Raw genomic sequence first — 19,924 nt, 5'->3', positions numbered from 1 at the left:
TGTTTACACACCTCCCCCACCGACGCAGTTGTTGCTGGTCAGCGTGACGGAGTACTCCCGGTCGTCGGTGGTGATGCCGGACGGTGCGCCGTCGAACCAGGTCTCGACCTTCGCCCAGCCCCGCCGCTGCTCGTAGTGCAGGTGCGGCGCGCCGGAGTTGCCGGTGCTGCCGACCCTCCCGATCTGCTCGCCCTGGGCGACGCGCTGGCCGACCTCGACCAGCGGCGGTTCGAGCAGGTGCAGGTACTGCGTCTCCCACCGGCCACCGTGGTCGATCTTCACCCAGTACCCACCGCCACGCCCGCGCGGCCCGGTCGGGTTGCCCGGGGTACGACCACCCAGCGACCCGTTGATGCCCGCCACGGTGACCTCGCCGGCGGCGGACGCGAGCACCGGCCGCCCCCACGGGTCGCCCTCGGTGGGGAACAGGTCGACGTCGTAGTCGTCGTGGCCGGGATAGGTGCCGAGCCGCCACCTCTCGCCGCAGCCGACGGGGAGCTGGAAGTGCGGGCGCGGGCCCGGCGGCAACAGCAGCGGCACGACGATCACCGCGACCGCGACGACGGCCGCGACCGCGGTGAGCACCAGGACCAGGCGGAGGGTCGGACGTCTGGTGAGGCGGTCGGTCGTCATCGCCCCGAGCATCGCAGACGCCGGCAAGGCGCCGGGTGGCCCCGCCCGCCGCTCAGGAGACCCAGCCGTCAGGCGGTGAGGCGGCGGACCAGTTTGCGCAGTCCGGCCTGCCAGCCGTCGGGGTCCTCGGCGCGGCGGAGGGCGTACGCGGCGACCTCCGGGTGCGGCAGGATCAGGAAGCGCTCCTCGGCGAGCCCGGCCACCACCGAGTCGGCGACCTGGTCCGGGGTGAGCACGGCGCCGGAAGCGGCGATCACCTTCGCGCCCAGGTGACCGGCGGCCAGCCCCTCCGACAGCATCGGGGTGTCGACGCCCTGCGGGCAGAGCGCGCTGACCCGGATGCCCCGGTCCCGGTAGGTGATGGCGAGCCACTCGGCGAAGCCGACCGCCGCGTGCTTGGTCGCCGTGTACGGGGCGTCGCCGACTGCGGTCAGCACGCCCGCCGCCGAGCAGGTCATGAGCAGGTGCCCGCCGCCCCGGGCGAGCATCGCCGGCAGCACCGCACGGGCGGTGTAGACGTGGGACAGCATGTTGACCCGCCACGCCCGGTCCCAGTCGGCGTCCGGGGCGTCCACGCCCCCGCCGGTCGCCACGCCGGCGTTGGCGCAGAACAGGTCGATGCGCCCGTACCGCTGCTCGGTGTCGGCGACCAGCGCGCGCACCTGCTCCTCGTCGGTGACGTCGAGGCCTACGGGGTGCGCGACCGGCCCGACGGCCTCGGCGACCGCGCGGGCCGCGTCGGCGTTCAGGTCGGCCACCACGATGGCAGCGGCGCCCTCGGCGGCGAACCGCCGGGCCAGCGCCGACCCGATGCCCCCGGCGCCGCCGGTGACCACCACGACCCGGTCGGTCAGGTTCACCGCGACGCACCCCCGCCCAGCCGGGTGATCAGCTCACCGAGCGCCGCCGCTCCCCCGGCCGTCAGTTCGGGTGTGGGCAGCAGCGCCAGGACGGGCACGTCGACGCCGGCGTCGGCGTACCGGAGCACCTCGGCGCGGCACGTCTCCGGTGCCCCGTGCAGCACGAGCGCGTCGACCACCTCATCCGGCACGGCCGCAGCGGCGCCGCGCCGGTCGCCGGCCGCCCAGGCCTTCCACATCGGCGCGAACACCTTCTCCCGGCCCAGCCACCGGTGGAACTCGGCGTACGCGGGCACGGTGAGGTAGCTGGTGATGAGCCGGCGGCCCAGCGCGCGGGCGTGCGCGGCGTCCTCGGTCGGGCAGACGAAGATCCGGGTGACCACCTCGAAGCCGGGGCGGCGGTCGTCGAGCGCGGCGACGGCCTGCGGGACGTCACCGGCGGCGAGCCAGTTGAGGATCACGCCGTCGGCCTCGGCGGCGGCGAGCCGCAGCATGCCGGGGCGCAGGGCGGCGAGCAGCAGCGGCGGCGGTACGGCCGGCGGCCGTTCGAGGGTGAACCGCCGGACGGTGAACGTGTCGTACGCCCCGTCGACCGTCTCGCCCGCGAGAGCCGCCCGGAGGAAGCGGAGCACGTCCCGCGTGCGCCGGAACGGCTCGGTGAACTCGACCGCGTTCCAGTTCCGCACGATCACCGGCGACGAGGCCCCGATGCCGAGGGAGAACCGGCCGGGCGCGGTCTCGGCGAGCGCGGCGGCGCTCATCGCCAGCAGGCCCGGCCCGCGCGTGAAGACCGGGGTGATCGCGGTGCCCAGCCGCAGGCGTGGTGCCCACGCGGCGGCGAGCGCCAGCGGGGTGAACGCGTCGGCCCCGGCGACCTCGGAGGACCAGGCGTCGGTGAAGCCGGCCTCGTCGAGAGCGCGGTAGACCGCGGCGTGGTCGGCGAGCGGGATCCCGCCCAGCGGCACCGTCATGCCCCATCGCGTCGTCACCGGTCGATGATGTCCGCCCACGGTGTCCAGGGGCAAGATCGGGTACGGGGTTTCCCGGTTATCGGTCGGCGGTACCGGCGCGGGTGCTAGGACTGCCTGGTGGGCACGTTCGACGGCGAGACCTGCTGACCATGGCGCAGCGCGCCCGGCGCCTCGAGCCCGCCACCGAGGCAACCGGGCGCGCGACCTTCCTGGAGCTCTTCTTCGACCTGGTGTTCGTGTTCGCGCTGACTCGCATCTCGGCGCGCGCGTTCGAGGACCTGGCCCTGGAGCCGGGTGGCGTCGAGGGCTGGACGGTGGTGACCGGCGGGGGGAAGACGCTGCTGGTGCTCTTCGCGCTCTGGGCGGTGTGGCAGGGCACCGCGTGGACCACCAGCCGGTACGACCCCCACCACGCCTGGGTCCAGTTGATCGTGATGATCGCCCTGGTGGCCAGCATGGTGATGGGGGTGGCGCTCAGCCGGGCGTTCCGCGAGACCGGAATGGCGTTCGCGGTCGCGTACGTGGTGGCCCAGGTGTCCCGGCCGCTGATCCTGCTGATCGCGCTCGGCGAACATCCGTACCGCGGGCTGAAGGTGCGGATGCTGCTCACCTTCACCTCGACCGGGATCCTCTGGATCGTCGGGGCACTGCTGCCGACGAATCCTCGCGTGGTGCTCTGGGCGACCGCGCTGGCCCTGGAGTACCTCGCCGCCCGATTCGGCTGGCCGGTGCCGGGACTGGGCCGCTCGACGATCTCGAAGTGGGACATCGCCGGTGAGCACCTGGCCGAGCGGTACCAGCAGTTCTTCCTCATCGCACTCGGCGAGACGATCCTGGTGGCCGGCTTCGCCTTCGACCCCGGCCCGTACGGCGCGGGCCAGATCGCCGCGTTCGCGGCGGCGCTGGCCGCCACCATCCTGCTCTGGCGGATCTACGTGCAGCGCGCCGGGCAGATCCTCGGCGAGGCCGTCGCCAAGGCCCGGCACCCGGCCACCATCGGCCGGTCCGCCGCCGACACCCACCTGGTGATGATCGTCGGGCTGACCGCCCTGGCGGTCGGCTACGAACTGGCCATCAGACACCCGCTCCAGCAGCCGGAGCACGCCTGGGTCGTCATGGCGCTGGGCGGACCGGCGCTCTTCCTGATCGGACGTGCCCGCTTCGAGTACGAGGTGTTCGGCCGGGTTTCCCCGTCCCGGTGGATCGGCGCCCTGGCCCTCCTGGCCAGCGCGCCGCTGCTGCTGCACCACCCGCTGCTGTGGTCGTTGGTCACGGTCGTCGTGGTGCTGGCGGGGGTCGCCATCGACGATGCCCGGCGCGCGTGGGGTCGGCCGCCGGAGGCCGCGGCCCCGCCGTTCTGACGATCCGGGCTACGCGGCGCTACCCTCCGGGGCGTGACCTTCTCGCTCGTCGCCCGCTCCGACGACGGCCGGCTGCACGGCGTCGTCGTGGCCAGCAAGTTCCTCGCCGCGGGCGCGCTCGTCCCGGCCGCCGAAGCCGAGGTCGGTGCCCTCGCCACCCAGGCCCACGTGAACCTGGCCTACCGCCCGCAGGGCCTGGCGCTGCTGCGTACCGGGGTCGCCGCCGCCGACGTGGTCGCCGGGCTGGTCGCCGCCGACCCCGAGCGCGACCACCGGCAGCTCGGCGTGGTGGCCGCGACCGGCACGGGCGCCACCTGGACCGGCCCGGCATGCCATCCGTGGGCGGGCGGTCAGGCCGGGGACGGGTGGGCCGCGCAAGGCAACATCCTCGCCGGCCCCCACGTGATCGACGCGGTGCGCGACGGCTGGCTCGGCGGATCGGCCCTGGCGTTCCCGGACCGGCTCGTCGCCGCCCTGCGCGCCGGTGACCAGGCCGGCGGCGACCGACGAGGGCGGCAGAGCGCCGCGCTGCTGGTGGTCGAGCGCGGCGGCGGGTACGGCGGCACCGGCGACGTCCTGGTGGACCTGCGGGTCGACGACCATCCCGACCCGGTAGCCGAGCTGGGCCGGCTGCTCGCCGTGCACACGCTGCTGTTCAGCCGGCCCGACCCGGCGACCCTGCTCGACCTCACCGGCGCGGTCGCCACCGAAGTCGCCGCCCTACTCACCGCCCTCGGGCACCCCGCCGACCCGGCCGCGCCGGAGAACGCGCTGTTCTCCTGGGCGGGTCTGGAGAACCTGGAGGAGCGGCTGGTGCCGGGCCGCATCGACCCGGTCGTCCTGGACCACCTCCGCAAGGCGGCCCCGCACGTCCCGGCGCCCCGACCCGCCAGCGAGGCCCTGCCCGCCTCCTGACGCCGGCGCGATCCGACGGGCCGCACGGTCCGCCGACGGCGCGGCGCTCAGGGTGCGAAGGAGAGCCAGCGGAAGTCGGCGACCTCGATGGCGGCGCGCTCCGCGGCGGTGAGGGCCGACCGGCTGGTGGCCTTGCGGATCAGGGTGAGCCGGTTCCACCCGAGGGCCGGCGGCACCGGACGGCCGCCGGTGAGCAGGTCGGCGACGACCGCCGCCGCCGTCGGGGTCAGCCACGGCGGCCGGTCGAGCGCCGCGGCCAGGTCCAGGCCGTGCACTCCGACCTCCACCACGCGCGTACGCAGGAACTCGGCGAGCGCCATCGCGTCGCCGTGCCGGGTGCGCACCACGCGACCCGACGGGGCGGCGTCGACCGCGTCGAGGGCGGCCCGCCAGGCCCGGTCGAAGTCCGCCACCAGCGCCGGGCCGTCGAGTTCCCGGGCCTCCCCTCGGCCGCTGTCGATGCGGGCGGCGTCCACCGCCGGGGCGAACTTCGCGGCGGCGTAGTAGCGGGCCGCGTCCACCTCGACCCGGTCAGGAGCCGGCGCGGCCAGCATGTCGACGAGGCGCCCGGCGCCGGTACGCACGTGCGCCAGCAACTCCCGCACCGTCCAGGGGTTGCAGTCAGTGGGGCGGTCGAGGTCCGCCTCGTCGAGGTCACGCAGCACCTCGCCCAGCCGCGTGCACTCGTCCCGGAACGCCGTCCGCACGCTCCGCATCGGCCCTCCCCCCGTCCACTCGTGTCGCCGTACCTTCCCACACCGCCGTCGGGCCGGGCTCCCACGGCAGTTTCACCCCTCGCCGTACGGGTACGCGCAACCAAACCAGGAACGGAAGGAGCCCAGGGATGGCCGGGATCATGATGCGCAGCACCGCGTTCAACGACCAGGACCAGCTGCCGGATCGGTTCTCCCGCGACGGCGACAATGTCTCACCACCCCTGGAGTGGGGGCAGGTGCCGGACTCCGCGAGCGAGCTGGTCCTCCTCGTAGAGGACCCGGACGCCGGGCGCACGCCGTTCCTGCACTGGTTGGTCACCGGGATCTCCGCGAACTCGACCGGGGTACCCGAGGCGGGCGTGCCCATGGGTGGCCGGGAGTGGCCCAACGGCTTCGGCACGACCGGGTGGGAGGGGCCGCAACCGCCGCGCGGCGACAAGCCGCACCGGTACTTCTTCCGCCTCTACGCGTTGGAGCGGCCGTTGGAGCTGCCGGACGCCCCGCAGGTGCCCGACGTGTACCGGGCGCTGACCGACCGGGAGATCGCCAGCGGCACCATGGTCGGTACCTACAACCGCTGATCGCTCGGATGTGCGGTCAGCCCTGGTGGCGGGGCACCAGCCGGTGCACCACGGCGAGCACCAGCGCCATCACCATGCCCATGGTGCCGGCGATGCCGGCGGCGCTGCCCGCGTACCCGACGAAGAGCGGCCGGCGGGCCAGCTCGGCCGGCGGCGTGCCGCGCAGGTCGACCAGCGAGGACAGGGCGAGCCCGCAGGCCAGCACCGCCAGCAGCCCGCCCACGCCCAGCACCGCCGCGGCAATCCGGTGCGCGTCGGCGGGCTCCACCTGCGCCCGCTCCCGCTGCGTCACCAGTAGCACCAGCCCGGCTAGCGCCGCCCACACACCGACTACCAGGTACGCCGCCACCGCGTCGCTGGGCCGGTGCCAGCCGGCGGAGAGGGTGGCGACCCCGGCGGCCGCGGCGTAGCCGGCTCCGATGAACGCGCCGGCGACCCGCATCGTGGGGGGCAGGACGAGCACCAGCGCCACCGCGACCGAGGCGGCCACGGTGGTGTGGCCGCTCGGCAGGCTGTTGCCGGCGTAGACCCGCTCCAGGTCGATGCCGAAGTCCGGCCGGGCGAGCCCGTACTTGAGAGCCTGTGTGGTGGCGTTGGCACCGACGATGAGCAGGGTGGCGGTGACGGCCAGCGCGATCCGCCCCCGGATCAAGGCGATGAAGCCGATCACGGCGGTGGCCGCCACCAGCGACACCACCGACATGGCGTTGAGGATCCGGTCGACCGGTCCGTCGATGCGGTCCTGGCCGATCCGGCTGCCGGTCAGCGCGACGGTGTCGAGCCACTGGCCCAGTTCGGTGTGCACGGCCACGCGCCAGACGGCGAGGAAGGCGACCGCCTGCACGAGCAGGAGCACAACCAACCAGACCGCTGTCCAACCCCTCGCCGTCGTACGCACCCGCACAACTTAACGGCACATCACAGCCGCCGCCCGGGTGGCCCGCCGCCCTTCCCCGGTTAGGTTTGGGGCGTGCCTCGTACGTGCTGGTCGGCCTGCCCCGGGCCCGGCGGCCGCCGGCGGGCGGTGCCGGGACGGCGCGCGGACGCCGGCTCGACCGGAACTCGTGGCGCGGACGGTAGGAGGTGACGGTGACCAGTACACCGGAGCACGGGACGACCCCGGCGGGGCGGCCGGAGTCGCTCGCCGACCTGCTCGGCGGGCGCCGCGGGGCGGTCGACGCCACCCTGCCGCCGGTGGCGTTCGCCGCGGGCTGGCTGCTCGGCGGGGAGTCGCTGCCGCTCGGCGTGGGCGCCGCGCTGGTGACGGGGGCGGCGGTGGCCGGATGGCGGTGGCACCGCGGGCAGCGGCCCCGGTCGGTGCTGGTCGGCCTGCTCGCCGTCTGCGTCGCCGCGCTGGTCGCGCTGCGGACCGGCCGCGCCGAGGACTTCTTCCTGGTGCAACTGGTGGCCAACGCGGCGAGCGCGCTCGCCTGGATGGTCAGCATCGTGATCCGCTGGCCGCTGCTCGGGGTGCTCGTCGGCGTCGCCCTCGGCCAGCGCGGCCGGTGGCGGCGGGATCCGGCGCTGCAGCGGGCGTACGGGCGGGGCTCCTGGGTGTGGGCGGCCACCTATCTGCTGCGGGTGGCGGTCTTCCTGCCGCTGTGGCTCGGTGGGCAGGTCGTCGCGCTGACCGTCGCCCGGGTGGCGCTGACCTGGCCGCTGGTGGCCACCGCCCTCGCGGTGAGCTGGATGGTCGTCCGGCGGTCGCTGCCCGCCGGCCATCGCGGCCTGCGCCATCCCGTCGAACCGGCGCCGTCGGCGGCGCCGGCGACCACGGCCCACGGCCCACGGACGATGAGTGCCGAAAAATGAGGGAGAGGCCGCCACGGGGGGAGCGGCCTCTCCGGTGACGTACGTTACTCCGTCGCGGTCCCGTCCGTGATCCCGGACGGGCCCCTTTTTCGGGCTTTTTCGCGCCCTGTGCACAACCGGGTGGTGGGGTGGGCCGGCCGATCCGCTGCGTCGGCCGGATGACCGGCCCACCCCCGGCCTGGCCGTGGGCGTCAGGCCGTCCGCCGGTCGGGCGCCGCGTTCCCCCGCGCCCCGACCGGCGCTCCGGGCGGGCGTGCTCGACGTCCGCCCGGAGGGGTGCGGTCAGCCGTTGGGGAACAGCTTTCCCGTAGTCGGCGTACGCCATCGCGACGTCCGCCTGGGCCCAGAACCGGTGGTACCGGAAGTCGGGTTCCGGGTTCGGCTCGTACGCGCCGCCCCACGCGTAGTACCAGGAGAGCAGGTAGTGCGCCGAGTCCTTCTCGTTTAGGGGATTTCACAAAGCATTGACGGGCGTTACAGTCGCACCATCGTTGATGGGAGCGCTTCCACCGATGGAGTTCCACCAGGAAGATCACCCGGGCCCGGCCCTGTCGGGACCGGGGAAGCCCCGAGGGCTGACGGCGGGCCAGCCCGGACGCCGCCGCCAGCCACCATCCCGCCACAGTGGAGGGAGGTGGATCCTCAGGCCGCTCGTGTGGCCCGGCTCCCGCGCGACACGCACGACTGGACGCCCATCCCGAACGTGCGTGTGCAGCACCGGTGGGGACGGGGGTTGCCGTTGCGAGTGAGTGAGCATCAGTAAGCCCACGTACCCACAGTCCCGCCTTGCGGCGGGACGCTCCTCGTCTTACCCACCTAAGCGGTGCGAGGTTGACGCTTCACCGACCGCTGCCAGCGAAGGCGCTGGTCTTACATGGTCTCCGCGTCCGTTCGACCCTTGCGGGTCTGGTTCCCGAGGCACTCCCGGTACCGATCTAGCTGGCGCATTTAACCTGCCGCCGCAGGAACCCGGCGTGCCGGGCGAACTTGGTTTTCGCCCGCCCGGCACCAGCCACCGTACCGCAGGAGCGCACCAATGGGTACCAACGCTTACTCCACCAGCGACAGTTGCCTGCCCCCGTTCACGGTCGGAAAGAGGCGGACGCCTCGACACCGCATCGTCCCGCCGGGCGGTGCGCCGTGGTCAGCGGGGCAGGGCCTGCTGGAGCTCCGCGCGCAGCGCGGGGGTCAGCATCTCCCCCGCCTGCTTGGCCAGCCGCGCCATCTCGTAGCCGACCACACCGATGTCGGCGTCAGCGCCGGCCAGGGTGGCCAGGATGGAGCCGTCGCGGACCTGCATCACCAGGAAGTAGCCGCGCCCCATCTCGACCACGGTCTGCTTGACCACGTCCCCGTCGAACATCTGCGCCGCGCCGGCGGTGATGCTCATCAGGCCGGAGGTGACGGCGGCGAGCTTGTCGGCGTGGTCGCGGGGCAGGTGGTCGGAGAGGGCCACCAGCAGCCCGTCGGAGGAGACCACGACCGCGTGCGCCACCCCCGGCACCCGCTGCGCGAACGCGCTGACCAGCCAGCTGAGGTCACGGGCCTCCTGGCTCAACGTCGTCACTGCTGTCCCCCTTCGGTGCTCCCGCGCTCCAGCGGCACGGGCAGTTCGGTGGTGTCCTCGGCCTCGGCCCGCCGGACCCCGCTGTACAGGCGTGACAGCATGCCGCCGACCGCCTCCGGGTCCGGTTCGTGGCGTCGTGCCGGTTCGTCCGGCCGCGCCGAGCGGGTGACGGCGGCGAGCTGCGCCATCGGCACCCGGACGGGCAGGCCGCGGTCGTTGGTGCCGCCCGTTACCGGGACGGACGGCGGGGCGGCGGTGTCCTCGGCCGCCCGGGTGGGGCCCTGGCGGGTCCACCAGCCGCCGCCGGTCTGGGCGGGCGCGCCGGCCGTCGGGGAGAGCACGTCCTCGGCCCGTACCGGGACCCCGCGCGTCTGCCGCGGCGCCACGGCCTCCGGGCGCCGTCCGGCCACCGGCAGCTCCACCGGCCCCCGGCGGCCCCCGGCCGGGCCGGCCGCCGACCGCCCGGCCGGCTCCAGGTCGGCGGCGGGCGCGGGGGCCAGCAGCCCCAGGGGCAGCCGGACGCGGGCCACCAGGCCGGTCTCCCCGGCGTGCAGCCGCACCTCGACGCCGAGGCGGGCGGCCAGGTGACTGACCACGAACAGGCCCATGCGCTCCACGGTGGCGACGTCGGCGGCGGGCGGCGCGGCGAGGACGGCGTTCGCCTCCGCCAGCGCGGTCGGGCTCATGCCGATGCCGTGGTCGACGACCTCGATGAGCGCCCCGCGGTGCTCCTGGACGGCGGTGACCTCGACCGTCGTGTCCGGACGCGAGAAGGCGGTGGCGTTCTCCAGCAGCTCGGCCAGGAGGTGGACGAGTTCGCCGATGGCGTGGCCGACGACGTGCAGGTCGGCGACCTCGTCGTGGCGGATCCGCTGGTACTGTTCGATCTCGGCGCTGGCCGCCAGGAGCACCGCGCCGAGACCGACCGGCCGGTTCCACCGACGGGTCGACTCGGTGCCCGCCAGCACCAGCAGGCTCTCGTCGTTACGCCGCATGCGGGCGGCGAGGTGGTCCAGCTTGAACAGGTTCTCCAGCTGGTCCGGGTCGTTCTCCTCGCGTTCCAGGTTGTCCAGCAGCTCCAGCTGGCGTTCGACGAGCACTTGGCTGCGGCGGGCGAGGTTGACGAACATGGCGTTGACGTTGCGCCGCATCGTGGCCTGCTCGACGGCGACGCTGACCGCGCTGCGGTGCACCGCGACGAACGCCTCGGCCAACTCGCCGATCTCGTCGAGCGACCGGACGACCGCCGGTGCCACGTCGATGGCCGGTACGCCGCCGGTGACCGTCCGCAGCCGGTCCAGGGCGTCGGGCAGCTCGAGCTGGGCGATCCGCAGGGCCTGGCTGCGCAGCAGGCGCATCGACCGGGCGATGGACCGGCCGACCAGCAGCGAGATGAGCATCGCGACCAGCAGCACCGCGACGACCACGCTGACGACGAGCAGGGTGGTCCGCAGCTGGGCGGCGCTCACCTCGTCGGCCTGCCGGACCGCGTCCTCCAGCACCGACGCCTCGACCTGACGGAGCAGTTCCTGGCGCTGCTCGCTGGCCGCCCACCACTGGGTCGCCGGCAGCATTACCGGTGCGGCACCGTCGCGCGGCAGGCTCTGCTCCTCCAGCCGGGTCGCCGCCGCGAACGCCGGGTCCACCGAGGTCTCGTCGTACCGGCGGATCTGGTCGTTGGTGGCCGCGACCCGGAACGCGCCCAACGCGGTCAGCTGCTGGGCCCGCAGGTCGGTCAGGAGGACCTGGTCCTCCACCTCGTAGCCGCCGGCGCGGGCGGCCTCGTAGAGCTGGGCGCGGACCCGCGAGGTCAGCTCCTTGACGCGGGCGAGCTGGACGTAGCGCAGGACCGCGTCGCTGAGCGCGGGCCGGTCCTCGCCGGGGCTCGGCTCCGCCAGCAGGTTCAGCAGCGCATCGACCACCCGGTTGTACGCGCCGAGGATCGTGTCGTTGCCGAGCACCCCCTGCGGCACCGCCGCCCGGATCGAGAGGACCTGCTCGTACGCCTCCTGCACCTCGGAGTACGCGACCCGCCACGCCGCGTCGGCGTCGGCGAGGGGCTCGGCGGCCCGGCCGAGGTCGCCCATCGCCCGGTCGCTCACCGCGTGCAGCGGCGTGAGCGCGAGGGTGGCGGCGTTCGGGTCGGCCGCGTCGCCCGCCCGCCCCAGCGCGCCCAGCTCGCCGGCGGTGCGGTCGCGTTCCTGCTGGAGCTGGTGCACCGCCGCGGTGATCTCCCGGCCGATGCCGACCTGCTGGGCGAAGTCGCCCAGCGCCGTGGTCCGCCCGACCAGGCCCTGCGTCTGCACGGCAGCCAGCACCAGGAACGCCAGCGAGGGGATCACCAGCACGGTGGTGAGCTTGGTGCGCATGCGCCAGTCGCGCAGGCGCAGCGCCGACCGCCGTCGGTGGGGCACGACCCGGACGTCGAACCGGCGCCGGCGGTGGCTCGGCACCGCGCTCTGCGCCGGCTCCGGACCTGCCCCCACACGTGCCTCCCGCGGCTCCCGCTCCTGCGACCCGAGGAGCGGAGTCCATCCAACCAGGCCCGGGAGCTGTGTCAACGGGCCAGGCGTAGCTGCGATTCAGGAAGGTGAGGTGGTGTCGTCCGTCCGGCCGATGTCGGCGAGCCGTGCGGCGTCGCCGACACGACCCAGCGCGACGAGGGTCGCGCCCGTCGCGCCGATCTCCGGGTTCCGCTGGTACCACACCGGCCGGGGGGCCAGGGCCGCGCCGAAGGCCGCCCGCCACCACCGGGACGCGGCCAGCGCGCCTCCACCGAGGACCACCTCGACCCGACTGTCCACGCCGGACTCCAGCACCGCCAGGTCCTCCGCGACCAGGTCACACAGGCCGCGCATCAACCCGGCGAAGATCTCCACCGAGGTCGTGCCGAAGCTCAGCCCGCGAACCTCGCCCGAGCCGGCCGGCGCCACACCCGGCGGGCGGTCGCCACCGAAGCGGACGTTCGCCGGCCGCCCGCCGTCGACGGGGACCAGCGCCAGGGCCTCGTTCAACGCGGCCCCCTCCGGCAGGCGCAGCTCCCGCTTCGCCCAGGTGAAGAGGTTGCCCCCCGAGGAGTACGCCGCGCCGGTGACCACGTGGTCGTGGTCGACCCGGTACCGCCACAGATCCTGGGACAGACGCGGTGGCGGGGCTCCCGCCGGGAGTGCCTCGACCAGCCGGACCGCCGCCGAGGTGCCCACGGTCACCGCCGCCCGGGTCGCGTCGACGCAGCCGGAGCCGACGTTGGACGCCGCGCCGTCGCCCACCGGCGCGGCCCAGCCCACGTCGGCGAGCTGCGGCCACCGGCGCGCGTGCTCCGGGCGTAGCCGCCCGCGCCAACCGACCGGCGCCAGCTCGGGCAGGTCCCCGCCGCGCGCGCCGGCCAGCGCGCACGCCTCCGGGTCCCAGTCGAGCGTGCGCAGGTCGAGCAGGCCGGTGCCGGAGGCCTGCGACACCGACATGGGAGCGGCGTCGAGCAGCGCGCCGAAGATGTACTCGGCCAGGCCGGCGAAGCGGGCGACCCGACCGCCGGTCCGCTCCCGCAGCCAGGGCAGCCGCACCGTCCAGTAGCAGCGGTGCCACCACGTGCCGGTGCGCTGGTGGAAGGCGTCCGGGTCGGCCGGACCGGCCGCGCCCGGCGCCGGCTCCGGTCGGGTGTCCAGCCAGGCCAGCACCGGCCCCAGCGGTGTCCCGTCGTGGCCCAGGGGAACCACCGAGTGCCACTGCGCGGAGGTCGCCACCAGCTGGACGTCGCGCAGGTGGCCGCCCGCCGCCAGCTCGTCCAGGCACTCGGCCAGGCAGGCCAGGTAACCCTCGGCGTCCAGCGTGCCGGTGCCGTCCTCGCCGACCGTGAGGGTGACCCGGCGCCGGGCCAGCGCCCCGGGCAGCGGCCGGGCGTCGCCGTCCAGCACGAGGCCGCGCACCGAGGAGGTGCCCAGGTCGAGCGCGAGAATCTTCATCGCCGGTCACGTTATCCGGCTCGTCGGCGTCCCGCCGCCTGACGCGTCCGGCTTCCGCCCGGGGCGGGCACCGCGTAGGGTGAGCGCATGCTCGCGCGTCTGTCCTGCTGGTGGCCCGCCGATCCGGCGGCCATCCCCCGCGCGTAGCTTCCCACGCGGCCGCCCGACGAGGCGGCCGCCGGTCTCATCCGGGCACCCCGACCGCCCCGCCGGGCGGCACCCGGCCCGAGGAGACCCGATGACCCACCTGCCCACGCTGCTCGCCGCCGTCGCCGCCGGCGTCGATCCCGGCCCGTTCGCGCTCGTCCGCCGCGAGGGCGCCGACCACCTGGACCTGTTCACCGGAACGGTGGACGTGGTGGAGCGGCTCGCCGACATCCCGCTGCCCGACGGGGCGCCCGGGCCGCGCACGCTGGCGCTGGTGCCGTACCGGCAGGTCACCGAGCGCGGCTTCGCCTGCGTCGACGACGGCATCCCGCTGGAGTGCCTGGCCGTCGACCGGCACGACCGGGTCGATCTCGCCGCGGCGCTGGACGCGCTGCCCGACGCGCCGGTGGTCACCAGCGGTGCCCGCTTCGACGTCACCGACGACGAGTACGCGGCCACCGTGGGCCGGGTGCTGGCGGAGGAGATCGGCCGCGGAGAGGGCGCCAACTTCGTCATCCACCGGACCCTGCACGCCACCGTGCAGGGTCCGCCGCTGCGGGCGGCGCTGGCGGCCCTGCGCTCCCTGCTGACTCGGGAGCGGGGCGCGTACTGGACGTTCGTCGTGCACACCGGTACCCGCACGCTGGTCGGGGCGAGCCCGGAGCGGCACGTCAGCGTCGACGACGGGCTGGTCATGATGAACCCGATCAGCGGCACGTTCCGGCACACCGGTACGGCGGTCGACCGCGCCGCGCTGCTGCGCTTCCTCGCCGACCCGAAGGAGGTCGAGGAGCTGTACATGGTGCTCGACGAGGAGCTGAAGATGATGGCCACCGTGGCCGACCGGGGTGGCCAGGTCGTCGGGCCGTACCTGAAGGAGATGTCGCACCTCGCGCACACCGAGTACCTGCTCGCCGGCCGCGGCTCGAAGGACGTCCGCGACGTGCTGCGGGAGACGATGTTCGCGCCCACGGTGACCGGCAGTCCGATGGAGAACGCCTGCCGGGTCATCGCCCGGCACGAGCGCACCGGCCGGCGCTACTACGCGGGGGTGCTGGCGCTGCTCGGCCGCGACGAGGCCGGCCGGCAGACGCTGGACGCGCCGATCCTGATCCGTACCGCCGAACTCTCCCCCGCCGGCGAGCTGCGGGTGCCGGTCGGGGCGACCCTGGTCCGCCACTCGACCCCCGAGGGGGAGGTGGCCGAGACCCACGCCAAGGCCGCCGGCGTCCTCGCCGCGCTGGGCCTCGGGCCGCAGGCGCCCGTACCGGCCTCGGGGTCGCTGAGCCGGCTCGCCGACGACCCCGAGGTACGCGCGGCGCTGGCCGCCCGCAACGCGCCGCTGGCCCGGTTCTGGCTCGACCAGCGGCCGGTGGCCGCACCCGGGCTCCCCGGCCTCGCCGGCCGCCGCGCGCTGATCGTCGACGGGGAGGACACGTTCACCGGCATGCTCTCGCACCAGTTGCGGGCGCTCGGCCTCACCGTCGACCTGCGCCCGTGGGACGCGCCCGGCGCGGTGGACGGGTACGACCTCGTCGTCGTCGGCCCCGGCCCGGGCGACCCGACGGACCTGGCCGCGCCGAAGATGGCGACGATGCGGGGGGTGCTGGCCGGGCTGCTCGCCGCCGGCCGGCCGACCCTGGCGGTGTGCCTCGGCCATCAACTGCTCTGCGGGCTGCTGGGGCTGCCGCTGCACCGACGGGACGCCCCCTACCAGGGGCTGCAACGGGAGGTGCCGCTCTTCGGCGCCCGGCGGCGGGTCGGCTTCTACTCCACGTTCACCGCCCGGGCGGACGCCGACCGGCTGGACACCCCGTACGGGCCGGTGGAGGTGGCCCGCGACGCCACCGACGGTGCGGTGCACGCGCTGCGCGGCACGGGCGTGGCCGGGGTGCAGTTCCACCCCGAGTCGGTGCTCAGCGCGGACGGGGTGGACGTCCTCGCCGACCTGCTCGGCGGGCTGCTGCCCGCGCCGAGCACGCCACCGGCGGTGACCCGGGCGTAGCGCCACCGGTCCGGGGTACAGCTGGCGACGACCGGCGACGCCGGGTGGGCCGAGAGCCCCGCCGGGCACCGCCGGTCGTCCGGCTCAGCCGGCCAGGCCCTTCTTCAGCGCGGTCCCGATCTCCACGGCGCGCCGGGCGGTGAGCGCCGCCGCGCCCAGCGCGAGGCTGTCCGGGGCGATCTCGCCGTTGTTGCTGGTGTGCGACGCGCCGTACGGGTTGCCGGCGACGAACTGGCTCGGGTCGGTGTACGCGGGGGTGACCACGACCCCGCCCCAGTGGTAGAAGACCGTGAACAACGAGGTGAGCGTCGTCTCCTGACCGCCGTGCGAGGTGGCCGTCGAGGTGAAGGCGGAATAGACCTTGTTGGTCAGCGCGCCCTGCGCCCACAGCGGGCCCGTGGTGTCGATGAACTGCTTGAGCTGGGCCGCGATCATGCCGTACCGGGTGGGCGAGCCGAAGATCACCACGTCGGCCCACGCGATGTCGTCCAGTTGGGCCTCGGGCACGCTCTGGGTCTCCAGGTGGTGCGCCTGCCAGCCCGAGTTGGACCGGATCGCCTCGTCCGGCGCCAGCTCGCGCACCTTCCGCAGCCGTACCTCGGCGCCGGCGTCGCCGGCCGCCTCGCACACCGCCTGCGCCAACTGGTAGGTGATGCTGGTAGCGCTGTAGTAGATCACCGCGACCTTGGTCTGGGCAGCCATCGGATGTCTTCCTCCTCCACGATCGAATCAGCCCGGCCGTCTACCCCTTAGTTGCGGAGTCAAACTCCGCCGGCTCGGGGCCGGGTGGCATGCTCGTCCCGTGGAGATCCGCGACGCCGCACCGGACGACTGGCCCGGCATCTGGGCGTTCCTGCGCGAGATCGTGGCGGCCGGTGAGACGTACACCTGGCCCCGGGACGTGGACGAGGAGCAGGCCCGCCGGCTGTGGCTGGTTCCGCCGCCGGGGCGCGTCGTGGTCGCGGTCGACACCGACGGCACCGTGCTCGGCTCCGGCAAGCTGGTTCCCAACGAGGCCGGCCCGGGCGACCACGTGGCGAACGCGAGCTTCATGGTCGATCCGGCCGCCGGCCGGCGCGGGGTGGGGCGGGCGCTGGGCGCGTACGTGCTCGACCTCGCGCGCGCCCAGGGCTACCGCGCGATGCAGTTCAACGCGGTCGTGGCCACGAACACCCGGGCGGTGGCGCTGTGGCGGTCGCTGGGCTTCGACGTCGTCGGTCGGGTGCCGGACGGCTTCCGGCACCCGACCGAGGGGTACGTGGACCTGCTGGTCATGCACCGCTTCCTGTAAACACTCCTCAAGATTTCCGCAAGTTCCGCTCCGTGCCGGTGTCATGACGGCGGGTGGGCGGGGATGCTGGTCGCACCGGTGCCGGGCGGTCGCCCCCGCACCGGTGCACCTGAACGGGGGATCGCGCTCCGCCGGCAAAAGGGGGCCGGCGTGAGCGCGATCCGGGGCTCCGCCCCGCTCCGCCCGACGGTCACTCGTCCAGGCGGTCCCGCAGGTCGTCCACCTGCTGCTGCAGCCGGTCCACCGCCGCCTCGTTGTTGATGACGGTGGTCAAGCCGGCGCCGAGCGCCAACCCGATCAGGACGGCCAGGGCACTGAGCACCAGACCGCCGATCGCGACCCCCCGGCCGGTGACGCCCGGACGGCGGGACATCCGCAGCGCGACGATGCCGAGGATGACGCCGATGATGCCGAGCACCACCCCGACCGGCGCCAGCACCGCGGTCAGCACGCTGAACAGCCCGGCCACCCCGAACACGAGCGCGAAGGTGGCCGCCGCGCTGGTCTTCGCCCCGGCACCGCCCCGGGTGCGGGTCGGTGCGCCGGCGCCACGGACCGGCTCACTTGACGCAGTCATGTCGCTCCCTCCCGCGCGCTGGGTGCGCGTACTCGAGCCGTCGCATCCCCCCTGCGTTCCGGCTTATGCACCCTGTCGGTGAGCACCCGTACGCTGGCGGCCACCCCAGCGACGGAGGAGCCGGATGGGCGTCGAGTTGACCGGGCGGGCCGCGCTCGCGCTGCGGATGACCAGCCTGCTGCTCCGCCCCCGTCCGGGCGGGCCCCCCGGCACGGTGGCGGGCGTGGTGGAGTGGTTCGGAGCCATGCAGGCGCAGGACCTGGCGAGCGGCCTGTGGTCGCTGGGTGCCCGGCTTCCCGGGCTGCGCCAGGCGGAGGTGTCGGCCGCGCTGGAGCGCCGGGAGGCACTGCGCACGTGGCCGATGCGGGGCACCATCCATCTGGTCCCGCCCCGCGACGCCCGCTGGATGCTGGAGCTGACCGGCGTCCGCACGCTGGTCGCCGCCGCGACCCGCCGCGCGCAGCTCGGCCTCACCGAGGCTGACGCCGAGCGGGCCGTGGAGGTGCTCGGCGGCGCGCTGGCCGGCGGCGGTCGGCTGACCCGCGCCCAGTGCCTGGCCACGCTGGAGGCGGCCGGCATCGGCACCGCCGGGCAACGGGGATACCACCTGTTGTCGTACGCGAGCCTGCGGGGCGTCACCTGCCTCGCCCCGAGCGTCGGCACAGAGCAGACCTTCGCCCTGCTCGACGAGTGGGCGCCGGAGCCGCACCGGCCCGAGCGGGACGAGGCGCTGGCGCTGCTCGCCCACCGCTACGTGCGCTCCCACGGCCCGGTCACCGCACGGGAGTTCGCCGGCTGGACGGGGCTGACACTCACCGACGCCCGCCGGGGGATCGCCGCCGCCGGCGAGGCGCTCGCACCGGTCCGCGTGGACGGTGCGGACGCGGTGGTCGACGCGGCCCTGCTCGACGCGGCGCCCCGCCGGGTCGACGACCTGCTGGTGCTGCCGGGCTTCGACGAGTACCTGCTGGGATACCGGGACCGCTCGCTCATGGTCGACCCTGCGCACGCCGACGCGATCGTGCCGGGCGGCAACGGCGTCTTCCAGGCGACGATCGTGCGCGGCGGCCGGGTGGTCGGCACCTGGAAGCGGACGGTCCACCCGACCCGGGTGACGGTCCGGGTGCAGCCGCTGGTGCCCCTCGACGACCGGGCCCGGGCGCGCGTGGAGCGCGCCCTGACCCGCTACGCCGACTTTCTCGGCCGGGAGCTGCGCCTCGACTCGTCCGACTGACGACCATGCCAGTGCCGCTGATCGCGTCGGCGGCACCGGGCTCTTCTCATCCGGGTGGGGACGGTGGGCGCACCATCGGCTTGCGGAACGGGCCCCACCCGACAAAGCGGTGGAACAGGTCACCCGGGCTCGGCCCGTCGTACGGATTCAGGTGATACAGGTCGTGCATCGCCTCGTACAGCAGGCCGGCGAGGTAGATCGACAGGGTCGGGTATCTTCCCTCGAACTCGGCCTTCAGCAGGAGGCGGGCCTCGGCACACGGCCACGGCTGGACACACGCCCGGCATGCCCACATCGTGGCGGACTACCAGTAGTTGGGCTGGTCCAACGGGCCGCGCTCCGGCCGCGGCGCTGTGAACAATGTAACCAATGGGGCTAGACGCCGGTGAATCTTGTTAGGATTCCACATTTCTTCATGCCGCCACCATTGAAGAAGGGATCCGTCCAAAATGAATATCGTGGACACCGCGCGCTATCCACTGGCCGACCCGGGAAGCGACGCATGGGAACGCGTCGTTTCCCAAACGCGCACCGAACTGCGCGAACTCGGGTGCAGCGTGCTGCCGGAGTTCATTCTGCCGAGTAGCTGGGAGGCGCTGCGGCGGGAAGGCGCCGGGGTCGCCCCGCTGGCGTACTACGACGTTGAGGAGACCAACGTCTACAACATCGCGTTCGACGACGACCTGCCGGCCGAGCACCCGGGCCGCATCGTCATGCAGCGCGGCAACGCGTTCGTCCCGCGCGACCGGATCCCCACCGACAGTGTCATCCACCGGCTCTACACCGACCCGTCGTTCGTGCGCTTCGTCGCCGCCTGCTTCGAACTCCCGGAGCTGCACGAGCTCGCCGACCCGCTGTCCGGCCTGGTGCTCAACGTCGTGCAGCCCGGCATGGAGCACCCGTGGCACTTCGACACCAACGAGTTCACCGTCAGCATGCTGACCCAGGAGCCGGAGGAGGGCGGCGTCTTCGAGTACTGCCCGAACATCCGTTCAGCGGGCGCGGAGAACTTCGGCGCCGTCCGTTCGGTGCTCACCGGCGCCGACCGCTCGCCAGTGCGGGCCCTGACCCTGCGCCCCGGTGACCTCCAGCTGTTCAAGGGCCGGTACGCGCTGCACCGGGTGAGCGCGGTGCGCGGCGCCACCGCCCGGCACTCAGCGATCTTCGCCTACTCCGAACGCCCTGGCGTGATCGGCAGCGTCGCCCGTACGCGGCAGCTGTTCGGCCGGGTCCTGCCCGCGCACCGCGACGCCGAGCGCAATGCCGTGCGAGTCGACCAGTTGCTGGATTAG

18 protein-coding genes and 2 pseudogenes are annotated in these 19,924 nt (G+C 74.4%); 8 read left to right on the top strand and 12 right to left on the bottom strand.

Annotated elements, in window-relative coordinates; translation table 11 throughout:
- Positions 1–3: 3 nt before the first annotated feature.
- From ACTMS0_RS09040 to ACTMS0_RS09030, 3 genes are all read right to left on the bottom strand, one after another.
- A complete protein-coding gene (locus tag ACTMS0_RS09040) occupies positions 4–633 on the bottom strand; it encodes a M23 family metallopeptidase (protein WP_441154639.1) in 630 nt (209 codons plus the stop codon).
- 68 nt (positions 634–701) lie between these two features.
- Positions 702–1,493, bottom strand: coding sequence for an SDR family oxidoreductase (locus ACTMS0_RS09035; protein WP_441154638.1), 792 nt, complete (start codon positions 1,491–1,493; stop codon positions 702–704).
- The gene (locus ACTMS0_RS09030) at positions 1,490–2,464 is read right to left on the bottom strand and encodes an LLM class F420-dependent oxidoreductase (protein WP_441154705.1); all 975 of its coding nucleotides are present in this window, start codon (positions 2,462–2,464) and stop codon (positions 1,490–1,492) included. Before ACTMS0_RS09030 ends, ACTMS0_RS09035 begins: the two co-directional genes overlap by 4 nt.
- A gap of 149 nt (positions 2,465–2,613) precedes the next feature.
- Here ACTMS0_RS09030 and ACTMS0_RS09025 point away from each other — a divergent pair, with 149 nt between their 5' ends.
- Positions 2,614–3,825: a low temperature requirement protein A gene (locus ACTMS0_RS09025; RefSeq protein ID WP_441154637.1), complete on the top strand. Its 1,212-nt coding sequence runs from the start codon at positions 2,614–2,616 to the stop codon at positions 3,823–3,825.
- A gap of 33 nt (positions 3,826–3,858) precedes the next feature.
- Entirely contained in the window at positions 3,859–4,740 is an 882-nt protein-coding gene (locus ACTMS0_RS09020; RefSeq protein ID WP_441154636.1) for a DUF1028 domain-containing protein, read from the top strand.
- Positions 4,741–4,787: 47 nt separating this feature from the next.
- On the opposite strand, the gene ACTMS0_RS09015 is transcribed toward ACTMS0_RS09020, so the two are convergent.
- Positions 4,788–5,456 carry a maleylpyruvate isomerase N-terminal domain-containing protein gene (locus tag ACTMS0_RS09015; RefSeq protein ID WP_441154635.1) on the bottom strand — a complete coding sequence of 223 codons (669 nt, stop codon included), beginning with the start codon at positions 5,454–5,456 and terminating at the stop codon, positions 4,788–4,790.
- A 128-nt stretch (positions 5,457–5,584) separates the two neighbouring features.
- On the opposite strand from ACTMS0_RS09015, the gene ACTMS0_RS09010 reads away from it, so the two are divergent.
- Complete coding sequence (locus tag ACTMS0_RS09010) at positions 5,585–6,037, top strand: YbhB/YbcL family Raf kinase inhibitor-like protein (RefSeq protein ID WP_441154634.1); 453 nt, start codon at positions 5,585–5,587, stop codon at positions 6,035–6,037.
- Positions 6,038–6,053: 16 nt separating this feature from the next.
- Here ACTMS0_RS09010 and ACTMS0_RS09005 read toward each other — a convergent pair whose 3' ends face one another.
- Positions 6,054–6,941 carry a phosphatase PAP2 family protein gene (locus tag ACTMS0_RS09005; protein ID WP_441154633.1) on the bottom strand — a complete coding sequence of 296 codons (888 nt, stop codon included), beginning with the start codon at positions 6,939–6,941 and terminating at the stop codon, positions 6,054–6,056.
- A gap of 185 nt (positions 6,942–7,126) precedes the next feature.
- Between ACTMS0_RS09005 and ACTMS0_RS09000 the strand changes: the two genes are divergently transcribed.
- On the top strand, positions 7,127–7,849 hold the full coding sequence (locus ACTMS0_RS09000; RefSeq protein WP_441154632.1) for a DUF3159 domain-containing protein: 723 nt from the start codon (positions 7,127–7,129) through the stop codon (positions 7,847–7,849).
- Between the two features lie 292 nt (positions 7,850–8,141).
- Here the strand turns inward: ACTMS0_RS09000 and ACTMS0_RS08995 are convergent.
- From ACTMS0_RS08995 to ACTMS0_RS08980, 4 genes and pseudogenes are all read right to left on the bottom strand, one after another.
- Positions 8,142–8,255 (bottom strand): annotated as a pseudogene (locus ACTMS0_RS08995) (glycoside hydrolase family 48 protein); the annotation flags it as partial.
- A gap of 738 nt (positions 8,256–8,993) precedes the next feature.
- Positions 8,994–9,416: a roadblock/LC7 domain-containing protein gene (locus ACTMS0_RS08990; protein ID WP_441154631.1), complete on the bottom strand. Its 423-nt coding sequence runs from the start codon at positions 9,414–9,416 to the stop codon at positions 8,994–8,996.
- Positions 9,413–11,902: a nitrate- and nitrite sensing domain-containing protein gene (locus ACTMS0_RS08985; RefSeq protein ID WP_441154630.1), complete on the bottom strand. Its 2,490-nt coding sequence runs from the start codon at positions 11,900–11,902 to the stop codon at positions 9,413–9,415. Before ACTMS0_RS08985 ends, ACTMS0_RS08990 begins: the two co-directional genes overlap by 4 nt.
- A gap of 96 nt (positions 11,903–11,998) precedes the next feature.
- Positions 11,999–13,378 carry an FGGY family carbohydrate kinase gene (locus ACTMS0_RS08980; protein WP_441154629.1) on the bottom strand — a complete coding sequence of 460 codons (1,380 nt, stop codon included), beginning with the start codon at positions 13,376–13,378 and terminating at the stop codon, positions 11,999–12,001.
- Positions 13,379–13,616: 238 nt separating this feature from the next.
- Between ACTMS0_RS08980 and ACTMS0_RS08975 the strand changes: the two genes are divergently transcribed.
- Positions 13,617–15,530 (top strand): chorismate-binding protein, encoded by a 1,914-nt coding sequence (locus ACTMS0_RS08975; RefSeq protein ID WP_441154628.1) that lies wholly within the window; start codon positions 13,617–13,619, stop codon positions 15,528–15,530.
- Between the two features lie 84 nt (positions 15,531–15,614).
- Here ACTMS0_RS08975 and wrbA read toward each other — a convergent pair whose 3' ends face one another.
- The gene (wrbA, locus tag ACTMS0_RS08970; protein WP_441154627.1) at positions 15,615–16,232 is read right to left on the bottom strand and encodes an NAD(P)H:quinone oxidoreductase; all 618 of its coding nucleotides are present in this window, start codon (positions 16,230–16,232) and stop codon (positions 15,615–15,617) included.
- A gap of 100 nt (positions 16,233–16,332) precedes the next feature.
- Here wrbA and ACTMS0_RS08965 point away from each other — a divergent pair, with 100 nt between their 5' ends.
- Complete coding sequence (locus ACTMS0_RS08965) at positions 16,333–16,821, top strand: N-acetyltransferase family protein (RefSeq protein ID WP_441154626.1); 489 nt, start codon at positions 16,333–16,335, stop codon at positions 16,819–16,821.
- 190 nt (positions 16,822–17,011) lie between these two features.
- Here ACTMS0_RS08965 and ACTMS0_RS08960 read toward each other — a convergent pair whose 3' ends face one another.
- Positions 17,012–17,398, bottom strand: a complete 387-nt coding sequence (locus ACTMS0_RS08960) for a hypothetical protein (protein WP_441154625.1) — start codon at positions 17,396–17,398, stop codon at positions 17,012–17,014.
- A 124-nt stretch (positions 17,399–17,522) separates the two neighbouring features.
- Here ACTMS0_RS08960 and ACTMS0_RS08955 point away from each other — a divergent pair, with 124 nt between their 5' ends.
- A complete protein-coding gene (locus ACTMS0_RS08955; RefSeq protein WP_441154624.1) occupies positions 17,523–18,632 on the top strand; it encodes a winged helix DNA-binding domain-containing protein in 1,110 nt (369 codons plus the stop codon).
- Between the two features lie 46 nt (positions 18,633–18,678).
- Here the strand turns inward: ACTMS0_RS08955 and ACTMS0_RS08950 are convergent.
- Positions 18,679–18,927, bottom strand: a pseudogene (locus ACTMS0_RS08950) (hypothetical protein); the annotation flags it as partial.
- Between the two features lie 154 nt (positions 18,928–19,081).
- On the opposite strand from ACTMS0_RS08950, the gene ACTMS0_RS08945 reads away from it, so the two are divergent.
- Positions 19,082–19,924, top strand: coding sequence for a HalD/BesD family halogenase (locus tag ACTMS0_RS08945; protein WP_441154623.1), 843 nt, complete (start codon positions 19,082–19,084; stop codon positions 19,922–19,924).

The sequence above is a fragment of the Micromonospora sp. H33 genome (assembly GCF_052068455.1).
Classification (GTDB): Bacteria; Actinomycetota; Actinomycetes; order Mycobacteriales; family Micromonosporaceae; genus Micromonospora.
Note: the sequence above shows the minus strand (reverse complement) of the source record. Positions and strands in the feature narration are given on the sequence as shown.